Raw genomic sequence first — 15,258 nt, 5'->3', positions numbered from 1 at the left:
TGTAACTAGTCGGTGTACTTTACTTGCAGGTAAACTGTCAACCTTCTTAAAAAAAGACGAGCCACCAGCGTTGCAGGCTGGTGACTCGTCTTTCGTGTCTAACTTAGAATTTTAGTTCATACTCAAATTTTAATTTTTTATAGTAATTAGACTAAGTCAAAGTATCTCTGTAAATAATCCGCCACACCAGATTCATTATTATCCTTGGCAGTGATGTGGTCGGCAACGGCTTTCACGTCTGGTTGACCGTTGATCATGGCCACGCCCTCACCAGCCTGTTGAATCATGTGGAAGTCGTTTTCAGCGTCACCGAAGGTCATCAGATTGCTGGTATCCCAGTTGAACCGGGACAATAGCGCCTTGATACCTACGATCTTGTCCACTTCTGGTGAAAGGAATTCTAACATGTGGGGTTGCGACCGGACCACGTGGTAGGTCGTGAAGAGGTCGTGAGACACTTGCGGGTTGACGGTGTCTAGGGTTGACGGCGTGGTCGAAATTAATGCCGTACTAAAAAGATTATCGGGTAATTCTTTGAACGACACTGGTAGGTAGTCAACCCCGACTCGCTTAGTTTGCGTGTAAAGAGACGGCCCCAGTTCTTTGATTTGAAAATTGTGATTAAAGTCTAAGATATCTAATGGGAGACCACGGCGTGTGGCGTAGCGGTAGAGCGGTTCGAAGTCCGGCTTGTGGAGGCCATTTTGGTAAAGGACATCGCCCGTCGCGTTATGGACGACTAAACCGCCATTAAAGGTGATAGTGTAGTCGGTTTCCGCAGTTAGCCCCAATTGGGCAATGTAGGGTTGAATCGCCGAGAGTGGTCGGCCAGTACACAGAACAATTTTTAGTCCCTGTTGGTGGAGCCGTTGCAGCGCGGCAACGTTGGCTTCACTAATTTTTTTATGGCTATCAAGTAGCGTGTTATCTAGGTCTAGAGCAATCATCTTGATCACGAACATGACCTCCTTTATCTACCAGTGTACACGACCTTTTCGATATCGTGAAATTAATCGAGCCTATCGTTTTGCCCGCTAATTGATTTCGCTTAATCAATTAGTCAATCTATATAACTTTCTGATTGTTACCAGTTCACTCAAACTGTGGTCAATATTTCCAGTCGTTTGGGTTTATACTCTAGGTAGACTAGGACTAACTTAAAAGGGGTTTTATCGTTAAAATGACGTTGCCAGCGTCAGACGAAAAAACCTAACGGAATAACTAAGGTAGCGTTTTCTCCAAATTGTAAAGAAAATGCCAACAATTTCAGTAAAAAGGGTTTATTTTTTGGCTGATAGAGGTGATACTAGAGGAAGTTACTCACGGGCTCGATCATAAAGATACCACCATGATTGTAATTGGTGTAACTTAACATGGCTGATTTCAGTGAGGGGAATTTCCTGTGATTGACCTGCAGCTAAACCCATGTAGACGGTCGACGCGGAAACGTAGTCGACTGTTCCCGTGTAGGTAACGTCATGAAATATTAGAGTAGTGATTTGATTGTTTTGATAAGCTGTTTGGAGTATGGCTTTGATTCGCTGACTGACACTTTGCATGAGATCACGTCCTTAAAATAAAGGTTGTTTTCATTATAGAACAAGTGTTCGTTTTTGCAAACCGGTTTTTTAATATTATTGGATAACTTGCTTTGACGGTGAAATGTACGTAGGGTTATCCATTTCGTAGAATCTGGTCAAAGACGTCTGCTTTTTTTTAGGATACTTAGGATACAATGAAGTCCCGTAGCTGTGCGCATTTTCCAGGACGGTAAATGGCAGCGCCTCGCGCTGAATGAGAAGGAGTAATGGACTGACAATGACAGAGACGACAAATGAGGCAGTAACTACTGAAGCACAACTGAAAAAAGAATTTGACGATTTGTACATGCACATTTTCAAGTACATCGGTGATTTTGTGTCCATTCCAACGCAAAAGTATAATTTAACTTTTGAAGCGTTTATGGTGATGGATAACGTGGCTCGGAGTAAGAATGGTCAAACTTTAGTGGAACTGGCTAAGCTCGAAGGTGTTTCTAAGAGTGCGATTGCACGACAAGTGAACGTTCTCTTGAAGGAGAACTATGTGATGCAAAAGGTTGATCCTAACGACCGACGCGTGAAGTACATTACGTTGACGGCTGCGGGAAGTCGCGTTCAACGGAACCTTTCTGAGGCTACCGACGAACGGTTCCACCGTTGGTTAGAATTCTTCGGTGGCAAGGAAGAAGCCGAACGTTTTATCCGGGTTCTCCACCAAGCCAATGAACGTGCCGTTGCTGCTGGTTTTGTTGGGTTCGATAGCTTACATGATAAGCGGCGGAACTCTAACAAGAGCCGGAGTCACGGACACGCTAATGAATAATTTGTTTGATAATACTGAACGACCGTGAGATTTTTCTGATGGTCGTTTTTTTTGTTCTTTTTAGGGGCGTTAGGGATTGTGGTTGCCTGCGGCTGCCAGAGAGGGGGACCGCTGTGGGGACCGGAGCGAGCCAAAGTGCGGTCTCGCTCCTCGACTTGAAACCACGCCTAGGTCGCGTGTTTCCAAGCTCGTCCCACGCTGTAAGGCGGAAACCCACCACCTAACACCGTCGACACGGCGGTCCCCCTCCCTGGCAGTCTCCGGCTACAGTTGGGCGTGACCATTAAATTGTAGTGGTGGCAACGGTGGAAATTACTTGGTCATTAGTCGTGGTGTGGGCGTTCGTGGTCAGATAGTAAAAACTAGATTAGATTACATAAAATGATTCGTAGTCCGGGAAATTTTTTTGTTAGATTTCCTGCGCCTGTCGATCCATAACTTAATCCAAAATAAAAGCAGAGCGTGCTGGGACATTCAGCAGGCTCTGTTTTACTGTAAGCTTAATTTTAAATGTATAGCTGTGAGTACCTATGTTGTAGCTGCGGTAAAACCACAATCTAAGCCGGAGGCAACCAGGGTGGGGGCTGGCAGTGAAAGTAGCGTAACCTCGGTGGGGGGACCGAGGTTACGCTACGGGACGGGTTGGAAACGCGCGGTCTTGGCGCGGTTTCAACGCGAGCCGGCGGACCGTTCCACAGGCCGCCGGCGGTCCCCACAGCCAGCTCCCACCCTGGTTGCCGAAGGCGACATTTTACGACTATTTATCGGAAACCGTAGCTTCCAGCTGACGTTCATTGTATAACAAGAGGATGCCGAACATAACGACGTAAAGGACTAGCGGAATCCACGCGTAGTTTAACGTAATCATGTGCTGAGTTGCTGCGTTCTGAGGGTGATTGGCCACGTAGCCGGAGACGTGAAAAAGACCAGCCGTCACCAGACCACCCAACCCTAAGCCGACGTTGACGCCGAAGTCATCGGTGGAAGCGAGGATGCCCTCCGCCTGGATACCCATGGCCATCCCGTAACGGATGGTGTCGGCAATCATAATGGAGACCAGACCGATGATGATGCCGTTGCCGACGGCGTTGATCAGGATTCCTGCGAACAGCACGACAAGTTGGTTTAGCAAAACACCAATAGTTAGAATACCTTGGCCGACTGCTGCCACTGTGATACCCGTGAGCATGGTCCGTTTTTTGCCCCAGATGTGGGTGGAATGAATGATCAGTAACACCCCAATCAGTGCCGCAAACGTAAAACTATTGGCCCAAGGCACCAAGCCTTCGCTGTGTTGAATGTATTTGAAATAGTAAATGGTCGTCTGATTCTTGATGGCGGTAGTCAACCAGTACAACAGGATGACTACCGAGATAACTAGCCAGGGCTGATTTTTTCGCAACATGGTGCCAACCGCGCGCCAAGACTGGTGGGCCGCCTCCGGATTGGTGAAGCGTTCCCGAACGTGGAAAAAGGTGTTCCAAATCAGTGCCAGCGAAATCAGGCCAAACAAGACGATTGTCAACAGAAAACCTCGCTGCTGATTACCATGACCAAAGAAGGCAACCAAGGGAAGGGTGAAGACCGCCACGATAATCTGGACGGAACTTCCGCCGAATTGGCGGATAACTCCTAGTAAGGTCAGCTCCGACTCATTCTGGGTCATAGTGGGGAGAATCGAGGTGATCGGCAGGTTAACGGCCGTGTAGAAGAATCCCAGTCCTAAGTAGGTCACGTAGGCCCAAATTAGTTTCCCCGTGCCACTGAATGGCGGGGTAACGAAGGTTAGAATGGCGAATAGGACGTGGGGGAGAGCGTACCAGAGAAAGAACGGCCGGCTCTTGCCCCATTTGGAGTGGGTCCGGTCGATCATTAACCCAATTATTAAACTTTCTACAACGTCGGCGAGCCGGGCCACGATGAAGAGAATAGCGGCGGCACTTGCGGTTAGACCGTAAACATCGGTGTAAAAGAATAGCAGGTAGGTGGTCATCATCTGGAAGACCAGGTTATCCGCTGCATCACTTAGACCGTAGCTTAAGCGTTCTGGCCATTTGGTTTGCCAAGGTGAATTCAACGTTTCGCGGTCTCCTTTCGACTACTTACGCTGGCTTTGCTTGACCAGTCGTTGGTAAACTTCGGCGCCAACGAGGTCGTTGGTGACCATCCAGACGATGTGGCCCAAGGCTTCGGAGACGTGTTCTTCTTTTGGCTGATCCTTAGCGGCGGGGACGGTGCCCATGGCTGGCATGATTCCCAGGTGAAAGGCGACCCAGATGGCCAGGCCGAACCAGGTACCGGCGTCCTTCTTCACAGCCGGAATCTTCTCACCGATGATTTGGTAGAGGACGGCAAAGGTCGTGGAGAAGCCGAAATGAATCACGTAGCTGACCCAGGGCAGTGCCTGGCCAGAGTAGTGGTAAGTGGCGTGAGTCACGGCTTGGGGCACACCGAATTGTTCCAGCAAGCGCTGAGGGGGATTGGTGGCGTCACGTTCCTCCGTACGAGGTGGCAAGATATTTTCCCAGCCGAGTTTGACCAGACCAGAGACGATACCAGCAGCACCACCAGCAATCACGGCGGCGGTGAGGTTTAAGGGATGACGTTTAAATAAGGACATAAAAGATTCCTCCTTCAATGGATAATTACAGTTAAAGTATAAACTTATTAGATGGTTGGCGGTGGAAATTAGCTTGTGGAACCATACACGCGCATTCTATTTTTTAATGTGATATGGTGGATTGTGGATGAGTCAGCGAGCGTTTGACGCTGGCTGAACGGAAGATGATTGGCAATGTAAGAGAGGAGTTTCGTATGGCTAAGATATTTGATCAGGGGTACATAGAGATACAAGATGCCACGCAAAATAATTTGAAACACGTTGACTTGCAGGTGCCTAAGTATGAAACGACGGTGTTTGTGGGCTTGTCTGGATCGGGCAAGTCTTCGTTGGTTTTCGATACGATTGCCGCAGCCTCACGGCGGGAATTAAACGAAACCTTTCCGAGTTTTACGCAGCAGTATTTGCCAAAGTTTGGGCAACCCCACGTGAAGGACATTGAACACCTGCCCGTGGCAATCGTGATCGAACAACAACGGTTGGGCAAGAACGCACGGTCCACACTAGCGACCTATACGGGAATCTACTCGCTCCTACGTTTGTTATTTTCACGGATTGGGAAACCATTCATCGGCTACTCCGATACGTTTTCGTTTAACCTGCCCCAGGGGATGTGTCCGGCCTGTCAGGGCTTAGGCTACGTGGACGACATCGACGAGAGTAAACTGATCGACCCAGAAAAGTCGTTGAATCAGGGCGCAATTACGTTTGTCAGTTTTGGGCCTGACACCTGGCGTTGGCGGCGGTATGGGACCAGCGGCTTATTTGACGACGACAAGCCAATCAAGGACTACACCAAAGAAGAATACGAACTCCTGATGCACGCGCCCCAACAACGGCTTGAGCATCCCGGTAAAGGTTTTCCCCGCACGGCCCTCTATGAAGGCGTAGTGCCCCGGATTCGACGGTCGGTGATCGGCAAGAAGGAAGCGGAACACCACCGCGAAGCTATTGCGGCCATCGTTACCCGAAAGCCTTGCCCAGTTTGCCACGGGACTCGGTTGCGGCCGGAAGTTTTGACCAATCACATTAATGGGCAAAATATTGCGGAAGTTTCTGCGATGGATCTGCGCCACGTGCTTAAGTTTTTGGCCGGGATTACGGAGCCACTGGCCACGGATGTGGTTCGAGAGCTCTCGACCAAGATTCAGTCATTGGTCGACATTGGACTGGGTTATTTGACGTTGGACCGCGGCACGAGTTCCCTGTCGGGTGGGGAGGCCCAGCGTATTAAGATCGCCAAATATCTGACGAGTGCGTTGGTCGACATGGTTTACATCCTGGATGAACCCAGTGTGGGGTTGCATCCACACGATATTCAGTTAATCAAACAGGCATTGACCCGGTTGAAGGATAAGGGGAATACCGTCTTAGTCGTTGAACATAATCCTGCCATGATCGACTTTGCGGATTATGTCGTTGAAATGGGGCCCCAGGCTGGTCAAGGCGGGGGTACCGTGACGTTCACTGGAACTTATCCAGAATTATTGGCGTCGGACACGTTGACCGGAACTTGGCTGCGGAAGGCGCATCAATGGGGCGCTGAGCGGCAACCAACGGGTCATTTAGCCCTGAGAAACGTCACCCGGAATAACTTGAAAGGGGTCGACGTGGACGTTCCCCTGGGCGTGATGACGGTCATCTCTGGGGTCGCTGGCTCGGGGAAGTCATCGTTGGTTTCAGCATTACGTGAGCAGTTGACCACGGACTACATTGACTTAGCACAGGCGCCCGTTGGTATCAACATTCGTTCGACACCGGCAACCTACCTAGGCATTTTGGATGAAATTCGGAAGATATTTAGTCAGGCTAACGGTCGCGTGGGGACCAGTTGGTTCAGTTACAACGGTAAGGGTGCTTGTCCCCGGTGTAAGGGAAAGGGCGTCACGATTACCAACATGGCGTTCATGGACCCGATCGTGCAGACCTGTGAGCTGTGTCAGGGCAAACGGTATAGTGAAGAGGCTCTGCAGTATAGTTATCATGACAAGAATGTTGCGGAGGTCCTCCAGATGTCGGTGACGGCTGCGGCGACGTTCTTTGCGGATTCGCCCAAGGTGGCCGCCAAGTTGCACAACTTGGACCGCGTTGGCTTAGGGTATTTGACGTTGGCCCAACCCCTGACCACGCTGTCTGGCGGGGAGTTACAGCGGTTGAAACTAGCCGTTGAATTAGGCAAGAAGGGGACAATTTATCTGTTGGATGAACCCACGGCTGGGTTACATTTGAAGGACACGGCGCGCCTGATGACCTTGTTCAACGAACTGGTCGCCGCAGGAAACTCGTTGATTATCATCGAACACAACCTGGCAGTGATTGGCCAGGCGGACTGGCTAATTGACGTTGGTCCGGACGCTGGTCGGTATGGTGGCCAGATTCAGTATAGCGGCACGCCTAGAGAGTCAGTTAAGGTAGCAACGTCCCGGACGGGGGTAGCGTTGAAGGCGTGGATTGAGAATAAGAGTGGTCTGGAAGGCGGTTAGTCAGTGAGCATTAACGGGGATAGGGTGAAAATCCCGGTCCTGGATTTTGGCCCTATCGCTGTTAAGCGGAGCTGACTGCCTTCCAGAGCACGTTTCAGCCATAGAAAATCACCCACCCTGACTAACTTATCGCAAATAGCCAATAGAGTCCTTGATAAATATCAATTTAATTGCACCCTTTCCGCTGTAAACTTTAAGAATGTTCCTCATAAGTAAGCGAGAATCCAAGCTGGGTTAGGTATAAAACTGAGTCAGCAATAGTAACACGCCGTCAGCCACAGAAAAATTAAAAAGGGGTTTTAGATGATGCCATTAATGCGAATCGATATGTTCAGAGGTCGGAGTAAAGCCGAGATCAAAAATATTCTGGATATCTCCTATAAAGTTGCGACTGAAGAACTACATTTACTGCCGCGAGACCGTTACCAAATCGTCACGCAACACGATCCGGAAGAAATGATCATTGAAGACGTGGGCTTGGGTTTTGATCGCACGGATAAGGTGTTAGTTTTTAGCCTGACGTCCAGTCCTCGTAACGAAGGGGATAAGGAACGGTTCTACGCGCGATTGGTCAAGGAATTAGCAGCCGGTGCTGGCGTTGCCCCTAGTGATGTGCTGATTAACATTACCAGTAACACGAAGGCCGACTGGAGCTTTGGTGATGGTGAAGCTCAGTTTATGAATGGCAAATTAGGCTAAACGGATACGCTGCCGGTATGGGTGACACTACCAGAAATTAAATGATAGTAGAAATTAGGGATTCGGGACGATTGTTCTGAATCTCTTTTTTGATTTCTGAGAGCGCGGGTGTACATTTGAAAAACTTGCAGAATAGCCGTTGACAGCGCTTTCATAGCTGGCGTACGATGATAATACATGGGTGGCGCTATCGTTGGCTAGATTGCCATAGTTGCTGGCAATAGTGTAATTATTGCAGCGATGAATTAATGAAACTGAGAGATGGTATAAGCCGATAGGCCACCAAATATGGGCTCAGGCGCCTCGTTATTCTTAGCCAGGTTTCTTCTGGCTTAGAATAAGGCCAAGTTTTGAGACTCAGGGTTTGTGAGGCTCAAAATTGTGCCGGCACCGTTCCAGCCCATATTTGGTGACCGGCAAGGCGACATTTACCACCGAAAATCGTCATTAAAGAAAAAGCGGGTAATACATATGAACTTACTGATTGGTCTGCTGCCGGCCCTGTTCTGGGGCGTCCTGCCTATCTGGATGCAAAAGAAAACGGGTGGTAGCTTTTTACAACAACTTCTCGGTACCAGCTCGGGAATCGTCATCAGTGCGGTCGTCCTGCAGCTGATTTTTCGGTTTCACATCAGTTGGCCGGATTTTTTGTTGTACTATCTGTCTGGTGCCTGTTGGAGTATCGGCCAGGGCGGTCAGTATTGGGGTTACACGCGCCTCGGTGTCAGTAATGCCGTTCCTGTATCAACGGCGTTTCAAATCATTGGTAATTCTCTGATTGGTGGGTGGGCCTTCGGCGAGTGGGCCGGTTGGCACGATAGCCTGCTGGGAATTTTAGCGTTGATTATCATTCTCATTGGGGTCATGGTGACTAACGGCATGATTCAGATTGCACGCGATCAATTGGGTGCGTATTTACTGTTGCTGGTCACGGCGGCGGGCTATTGGGGCTACTCAGCGTTTCCACACTTTGTCTCCGGCACAACGGGGTTAAATGGGTTCCTGCCCCAGTCATTGGGGATGTTGACGACCTCGTTCCTTATCTACTTGGGTGGCCGCAAGAAGTTCCCGGGCAACGATGCATGGGGCGTACGGAATATCACGTCCGGTCTGATTTTCTCTGTGGCGGCAGCCACTTACCTGATTTCATTGCGGTTAAATGGCCTGGTCAACGCGTTTATTCTGACGCAATTGAACGTGGTGGTCTCGACGATTCTGGGGATTGTGATCCTGCGAGAAGCCGATGCTAAACAACTAAAGCCAACTGCGGCAGGGTTAGCTATCTTGATCTTTGGCGCCGTGGTGATGGTGCAAATTTAACTAATAAGATTACCGACATGTGGCGAAACAACCACGTGCTTTTTAGTCTACCGGAAGGACCGTAATTTTCGAGAAAACGTATGTTCTTTTTTCGCTGAAATATGGTATGCTTAAATGACTATTTTCATCACGGAGGAGAAGTTTCTGATGGCAACGACTATTCTGACGCCGGCTGAGAACCGGTTCCTACAATTGAGTCAACCGGCCCTACAGTTGCCGGACCTGACTCGGGTGATGCCGCTACTGCGCGACCACCCGACCATAAAAGACAGCAGTGAGTTTCTGTCCCGCTCGGCCCGCCAACTCCTGTTAGACCAGCGGGTGGCTTGGCTGGTGCAGGGGAGTGAGGCGTGGAAGTTGTTGGCCCGGTTGCCATACGCCATCAATGACAGTGATCACCGCACGGATTGGCGCCACTGTGCGCTGTGCCATAAACCGGTTCGCTACGAATATCACGTGGTGTTGCGAACGGATGGCCATGAAATTGTGGTGGGATCTGAATGCGTCAAGAAGTTTATGAGCGATGAAATGCAGTACCTGATGGCAATCACGACGGAGGATAATTTCCACGCGGTCGCCCAGTACGATGATTTAACTGCCCATTACCCCCAGGTACCAGAAATTTTGTGGGATGCTCAGGCGTTGCCACACTTGCCACAGAGTCATCAGCGCCGTCAGCACTGGGTCCGAAAGGGGACCAAGTCAACGGTGACTGGGTACCTGAAGCATCGTAATCCAACACTGCCGGAAGAACAGTTGTCACCCTATTTGACGGAATATCAGGCCCTACAAGACGTTGATCAGGCGGCTGCAACGGCTCAGGTTGAGCGGCAGGAAAAGGCAGTAGCGGCCAGTGAGCGGGTTGCTGAACAGGAAGCAGCTGCGGCGTGGGCGGCGGCCAACCAGGCCCAGACGACTGCGGAACAACGGTTGCGGGCGTCGACGGATTATCGTGGGTATTTGAAGGCGGTGGCGACACTGATCGTTCGGCACTTGTCGTTAGCCGAGTTCAAGGAGCACTTGGGCGAGCTGACCATGCCCCGGTCCCTTCAACGACTGGTGAATTCTTATCAACTAGGCGTCATGGCCACGGAGTTTGCTCGGACCGGTCAGATTCAGGCGACACGGTTGCAGATTGTCCCACGTTATTTAGTAGCTGATCTGAACCAGGTGAGTCGGCAGTTGGCGGCTCAACGCCAGCGGGATTGGAACGACGATGTGTTCAACGCAGCCGTCGGGTTCGACCTTACTCCTTCGGAACGGCAGAGTCGCTTGGCACAGCTGCGTGATAGCTGGGAGGGGCAACGGATTCCGGCGGCAGTGTATCCAGAATTGACGACATTACGGGAGCGGTTGGTCCAAGAAGCAGCATTGCCCGCCGATTGGCCACAGGCATTACGGACGGCAATCTCAGAACGTTTAGCTCGGCAACCGAAGACTGGCTGGGTTCCTGCCAAGAAGAATCACGTGACGCCTAAGCAATTGCGGCGGCTAGTGGATCGGCAACCGAACTTTGCCGCGGCAGCGCAGGCTTATCACCGTTTGTATGCCTTACCAGCTGAGGATGAGGCGGTCACCCTGTCGGCATTGCAACGTTATACGTTGTTAGTGGCGGATCAACGGGCCCAACGTCAGCAGGCAACGGACACTTTGGTGGCGCAACTATTCAAACAAAAATAAGGCGAAGAACGGGTTCAGGACAAAAAGTCCTGAACCTTTTCTTATGGCCAGTTTTATTTTACCGAAATGAGTGTCAGCTGGCAGCCAGCTCCGAGCATCAAATGATTGAGAAACAGAATGTTCAACGTTAATGTTTACAAGTTAAACATGCTCCGCTCTATTCTTACTTTTGACGGTAAGCGGTTTAAATGGTGCTGTACTTGAGAAAATATGACAGGGTCTTAACAAAATAGTTTATACGGGTTATGACTGTTCGGAATGCCCGTGAACGATTTGTGGGGAGATTAGTATTTTGAAAAGTGTACTATATCAACAATTGAAGCGTTTTCACAGAAAATACGCAATTTTTGGGACACAAATGGTATTGTGCTCGTTTAATATGAATGATTAGCGGTGCAAATAGTCACTTTAGAACCGCTGAACACCCTGAAATGGCGGTATTTATGGACTTTTAAGGATTTTTTAAAAAAAGTTCAATTTTTTTATAAAAAACTGTTTACATATCGACATCTAAGTCATATACTAACGTTGTTACATAGTTAAAGAAGCGTTACATCTTTGAGGGGATGAAGCTTCTAGTTAACTCCATGAGCTAGTAGGTCGTCACTAGGGATGACTTACCAAGCGGGGAGCGTAACAACTATCGTATGGAACTAGACATGAACTAATCATGAACTAATAAAGAACAAACACAACTAGAGGGGTGCATTAATTATGAAAAAATCATTAAGCAGTTTAGTATTAGCCGGAGCATTATTATTAGGGGCCGTTGCACCAGTTACGGCAAACGCAGCAACAACACCTTCAACCGGGAAGACGACGACTAGCGTTGAATTCACTGCGCCAGATGCACCGACTTCACCAGTTAACCCAACTGATCCAACAACACCACTTGATCCAAAGACGCCAGATGGTGGCGATAACGGTGGCGCCACTGATCCAAGCAAGGCCGGCAAGTTAGCCTTCCTGTATGTATCAGAGGGAATCAACTTTGGGAGTCACCAATCCGTGACTGACAAAGCAGCAGCTGCTGGTCAGTCATTTAAAGCTCAAACGGTTAAGACCCAAGATTTCGGTACTGGGACCGCTAACCCAAACTTAGTTACTGAAGTTAGTGATGCTCGTGGGACAAACGCTGGTTGGGAAGTTTCCGTTTCAGCTTCTGACTTAACTGGTGATAACGGTTCTTCTATCACTGGCGCTTCAATTCAATTAGTTGGGGACACTAACAGTGAGTTTGTTAAAAACTCTGCTGGTGACACGATTACCGCTGGACACCCAACTTTGACTACTGGTGGTGACGGTGCTGTTCTGTACTCAGCAGCCGCAGGTACTGGTGCTGGTATCAGCGCTATGCAAATTGCCCCAGACGACATTACTTTAGGAACATTGCCAGTTAACGTTAAGGCTGGTACTTACACCGGATCCTTAAACTGGACTTTGGGCGACACTCCAGAGGGTTAATATTTACGAAGACTGAGGGTGCTCATTAGTTTAATGAGCACCCTTTTATCTTACATAGGTTGAATGAAGAAGTAGTTGGTAACCCTTCAAAAGCTGTAATTAACTTTTGAAGGGTTGGTTCTGAGTATTTTGTATAGGGCCTTAAGGGTTTTGAAAAATAATCGGATGACTTTTGACCAACGCGTACAGTTTGGGCATGGCATTATTATGACTAGGGTTTAGATTGTAGGTGTGCTTAACTTCCTTTGAAGTCGACTTATGTCTATTAAAAATGATTAGATTATGAATAAACCTCTTTAATTATAGAAAGGAGGGCGTTGACCGTGAAAAAGATTATCACACGACTAGTACTGGTAATCATCGTTGCAATCGGCTTCGGTGCAGGAACGTCAGCGCTCGCGCGTACGACGAATAGTAGTGGTGTCACGACTACGGGTGTGACGTTTACCAGTTCGTCGACTAAAATGACACGTGGTGGCGGCGGAGATACTGGAGTTCCGAATGGTCCCGTTAAGTCGAAACCGGCTAACGGTGGATCAGGGGCAACGATTACGCCAGGTGGTCACTCTAGAGCTAAAACGTTAAAAGCCGCCGCTGCAGATATTGTGGCTGGAAAATTACCCCAGACGAGTGACGCTCAGATGATGTTAGTGAGTTTAGTTGGCTTTTTCTTGCTGATAGTTTTGCTTTTGCTGGCACTGATCTATCGGCAAGCGCGGAAACTGCAGGAAGGGAGTGAATCAAGATGAAATTTAGAAAATTTTTGATTTTTCTTGGTTTGCTCTTAACTGTGTTTGGAATAAGTTTTGTTTATACAGGGACCGCAAAGGCTGCCAGTATACCAAGTACTGGGTTTGCTAAGCTATCTGGCTCTACTATAGATACTGGCTATGCTGGTAACGTGGCGCCTGGTTGGGATAGCGATGGTATTAACACGTCAGAGAATATGCTTGTGGGCGATATTTATGGGAATAATACGATTAACGGTCGAATTACCAGAAAGACAACCCAACTTTATGTAGCATATACGTTAGGCCTAATGGGTAAACCCATGACACTTAAGAATGGACATAACTTTCTGAGCGTATACGCTGATGTTTTAAAAACGACCGGAGCGGGAACAAGTGATGATGTTTCTTCAGCGGCAAGTACAAAGACGCCAAACATTGCGACGAATGTTGCCAGCGTAACAGCGCCTAGTGGCTATCAGTTAATCAATGTAGATTTTTCTGATTTAGGAACGAAATCCAGGTTACCAGTCTTAGTTGGATATACGTATACTGCAGATGATTATGGTACTGTAATCACGGTACCACGTGCCTTTGTGACACTTAAGGCTGATACAACAGCAGAAGCCTCGATGGCTCCAGTTAAAGTGACGGCGACCGCGAACGCTGATGGCAATCCAACGATTAAAACGGCTGATTCAACAATTACCGGTACAGCTGAAAAAAATGCGGTTATTAGTGTTCCAGTTTTGAGTACTGATGGAACTAGTAAGACGTACAGTACAACCGCTGATTCTGATGGGAATTTCTCTATTTCTGTTGGTGGCGGACTAAAGAATGTCGCTGACGGTAGTAAACTAACCTTTACTGAGACGAATGATTTTGGTGATTCTAAGACTGGAACGGCCTATGTTCAGGCTAAACAGCCATTGGTAATTGATGCAACAAATAAGAGCCTGGATATCACGCCCGCTGACGTTGAGGCAATGGGGACGACGAATGATTCCGTGTATGCTTGGCTGGTTAGTCACGCCGGGATGAACGTTACACAGGATTCGAAAGCTATTACTGAAGACACAGATGGCTTGAAGTATACTAGTGATGATACGAATCTGGCGAAGACCATTGGTAGCTTGGCTAACGGTGCTAGCACAACTTTGAGTGTGGGTGCAACTGATACTGCTGGTGACAAGACCAATAGTAATGTTGCAATCAAGCTAACCAAAAACGATGGCGAGTTGAAATTTGGTGCTATCAGTCAGGGTATGGATTTTGGTAGTCAAGCTGTCCCCATGAAGGAGACTCTGATTGCCCCTAAGGGATTGTCGGTTAACGTTCAAGACACCCGGGTAGCTAGTTCTGATTGGTCTGTGAGTGCTAATGCAAGCACGCTGACTGATGGCAATGGCCATACACTGGCTGGAAAATTAGTTTACTTGGACAGCAATGGCAATAAATACCAAATGACTGATCAAGATATTACGGTTGCTACCGGAGCCCGTCAATCTGGCAGTAATAGTTTTGATATTGCTGGTAAGTGGGCGACTTCGACGGATACAGCAGGTAAGGCTGGTATCTTCCTAGATGCAACGCCTAATATTTATTCTGGGACGACGTCGACCACTTATACTGGTGAAGTTACCTGGTCGTTGACTAATGCCCCTGGGACTGTTGGTCAGAGTTCAGTAACCGGACAGTAGCGTTAGGTTGAAAAATATTTTATTCATAAGTAGTTTAAAGTGAGCAACGTTCTTAATTATGAGAACGTTGCTTTTTTACTGGTTATCTATTGGTGGAAAACAATAAGAACCGGCAATACTATTTGTACTAGTCCCTGTCAAGTTGTCATACGAAATAATATAATTTTATGTTGTCTCTAAGCGGCCTCATTCCGGTATTC

The 15,258-nt window shown here is 48.4% G+C and carries 12 protein-coding genes; 8 read left to right on the top strand and 4 right to left on the bottom strand.

The annotated features are described in order from the left end of the window. Positions 1–146 precede the first annotated feature (146 nt). A complete protein-coding gene (locus EKM75_RS10360) occupies positions 147–947 on the bottom strand; it encodes a Cof-type HAD-IIB family hydrolase (RefSeq protein ID WP_225426707.1) in 801 nt (266 codons plus the stop codon). A gap of 369 nt (positions 948–1,316) precedes the next feature. After that, entirely contained in the window at positions 1,317–1,559 is a 243-nt protein-coding gene (locus EKM75_RS10355) for a hypothetical protein (RefSeq protein WP_125694363.1), read from the bottom strand. Between the two features lie 259 nt (positions 1,560–1,818). On the opposite strand from EKM75_RS10355, the gene EKM75_RS10350 reads away from it, so the two are divergent. Then, positions 1,819–2,364: a MarR family winged helix-turn-helix transcriptional regulator gene (locus EKM75_RS10350; protein ID WP_125694361.1), complete on the top strand. Its 546-nt coding sequence runs from the start codon at positions 1,819–1,821 to the stop codon at positions 2,362–2,364. 757 nt (positions 2,365–3,121) lie between these two features. Here the strand turns inward: EKM75_RS10350 and EKM75_RS10345 are convergent. After that, positions 3,122–4,441, bottom strand: a complete 1,320-nt coding sequence (locus EKM75_RS10345) for an MFS transporter (RefSeq protein WP_125694359.1) — start codon at positions 4,439–4,441, stop codon at positions 3,122–3,124. A gap of 21 nt (positions 4,442–4,462) precedes the next feature. Continuing rightward, positions 4,463–4,984, bottom strand: a complete 522-nt coding sequence (locus tag EKM75_RS10340; RefSeq protein ID WP_125694357.1) for a DUF1440 domain-containing protein — start codon at positions 4,982–4,984, stop codon at positions 4,463–4,465. Positions 4,985–5,178: 194 nt separating this feature from the next. On the opposite strand from EKM75_RS10340, the gene EKM75_RS10335 reads away from it, so the two are divergent. The 7 genes from EKM75_RS10335 (at position 5,179) to EKM75_RS10305 (ending at position 15,058) form a co-directional block, all read left to right on the top strand. After that, positions 5,179–7,467 (top strand): ATP-binding cassette domain-containing protein, encoded by a 2,289-nt coding sequence (locus EKM75_RS10335; protein ID WP_125694356.1) that lies wholly within the window; start codon positions 5,179–5,181, stop codon positions 7,465–7,467. Positions 7,468–7,773: 306 nt separating this feature from the next. Further along, the gene (locus EKM75_RS10330) at positions 7,774–8,166 is read left to right on the top strand and encodes a tautomerase family protein (RefSeq protein ID WP_125694354.1); all 393 of its coding nucleotides are present in this window, start codon (positions 7,774–7,776) and stop codon (positions 8,164–8,166) included. A 471-nt stretch (positions 8,167–8,637) separates the two neighbouring features. After that, entirely contained in the window at positions 8,638–9,486 is an 849-nt protein-coding gene (locus EKM75_RS10325) for a GRP family sugar transporter (protein ID WP_125694352.1), read from the top strand. 147 nt (positions 9,487–9,633) lie between these two features. After that, on the top strand, positions 9,634–11,166 hold the full coding sequence (locus EKM75_RS10320; protein WP_125694350.1) for a hypothetical protein: 1,533 nt from the start codon (positions 9,634–9,636) through the stop codon (positions 11,164–11,166). 714 nt (positions 11,167–11,880) lie between these two features. Continuing rightward, positions 11,881–12,630: a WxL domain-containing protein gene (locus tag EKM75_RS10315; RefSeq protein ID WP_125694348.1), complete on the top strand. Its 750-nt coding sequence runs from the start codon at positions 11,881–11,883 to the stop codon at positions 12,628–12,630. Between the two features lie 323 nt (positions 12,631–12,953). After that, on the top strand, positions 12,954–13,379 hold the full coding sequence (locus EKM75_RS10310) for an LPXTG cell wall anchor domain-containing protein (protein ID WP_125694346.1): 426 nt from the start codon (positions 12,954–12,956) through the stop codon (positions 13,377–13,379). After that, positions 13,376–15,058, top strand: a complete 1,683-nt coding sequence (locus tag EKM75_RS10305; RefSeq protein ID WP_125694344.1) for a hypothetical protein — start codon at positions 13,376–13,378, stop codon at positions 15,056–15,058. The genes EKM75_RS10310 and EKM75_RS10305 overlap by 4 nt, the downstream gene beginning before the upstream one ends. The last annotated feature ends 200 nt before the right edge of the window (positions 15,059–15,258 follow it).

Origin of the sequence: Levilactobacillus tongjiangensis (assembly GCF_003946345.1) — a bacterium.
GTDB lineage: Bacteria > Bacillota > Bacilli > Lactobacillales > Lactobacillaceae > Levilactobacillus > Levilactobacillus tongjiangensis.
This window is presented reverse-complemented; position numbering and strand designations above follow the sequence as displayed.

Bases quoted from the DNA above. Each gene is read 5' to 3' on its own strand.
- EKM75_RS10360 (WP_225426707.1), bottom strand. From the start codon at position 947: ATGATTGCTCTAGACCTAGATAACACGCTACTTGATAGCCATAAAAAA.
- EKM75_RS10355 (WP_125694363.1), bottom strand. From the start codon at position 1,559: ATGCAAAGTGTCAGTCAGCGAATCAAAGCCATACTCCAAACAGCTTAT.
- EKM75_RS10350 (WP_125694361.1), top strand. From the start codon at position 1,819: ATGACAGAGACGACAAATGAGGCAGTAACTACTGAAGCACAACTGAAA.
- EKM75_RS10340 (WP_125694357.1), bottom strand. From the start codon at position 4,984: ATGTCCTTATTTAAACGTCATCCCTTAAACCTCACCGCCGCCGTGATT.
- EKM75_RS10335 (WP_125694356.1), top strand. From the start codon at position 5,179: ATGGCTAAGATATTTGATCAGGGGTACATAGAGATACAAGATGCCACG.
- EKM75_RS10330 (WP_125694354.1), top strand. From the start codon at position 7,774: ATGCCATTAATGCGAATCGATATGTTCAGAGGTCGGAGTAAAGCCGAG.
- EKM75_RS10325 (WP_125694352.1), top strand. From the start codon at position 8,638: ATGAACTTACTGATTGGTCTGCTGCCGGCCCTGTTCTGGGGCGTCCTG.
- EKM75_RS10320 (WP_125694350.1), top strand. From the start codon at position 9,634: ATGGCAACGACTATTCTGACGCCGGCTGAGAACCGGTTCCTACAATTG.
- EKM75_RS10315 (WP_125694348.1), top strand. From the start codon at position 11,881: ATGAAAAAATCATTAAGCAGTTTAGTATTAGCCGGAGCATTATTATTA.
- EKM75_RS10305 (WP_125694344.1), top strand. From the start codon at position 13,376: ATGAAATTTAGAAAATTTTTGATTTTTCTTGGTTTGCTCTTAACTGTG.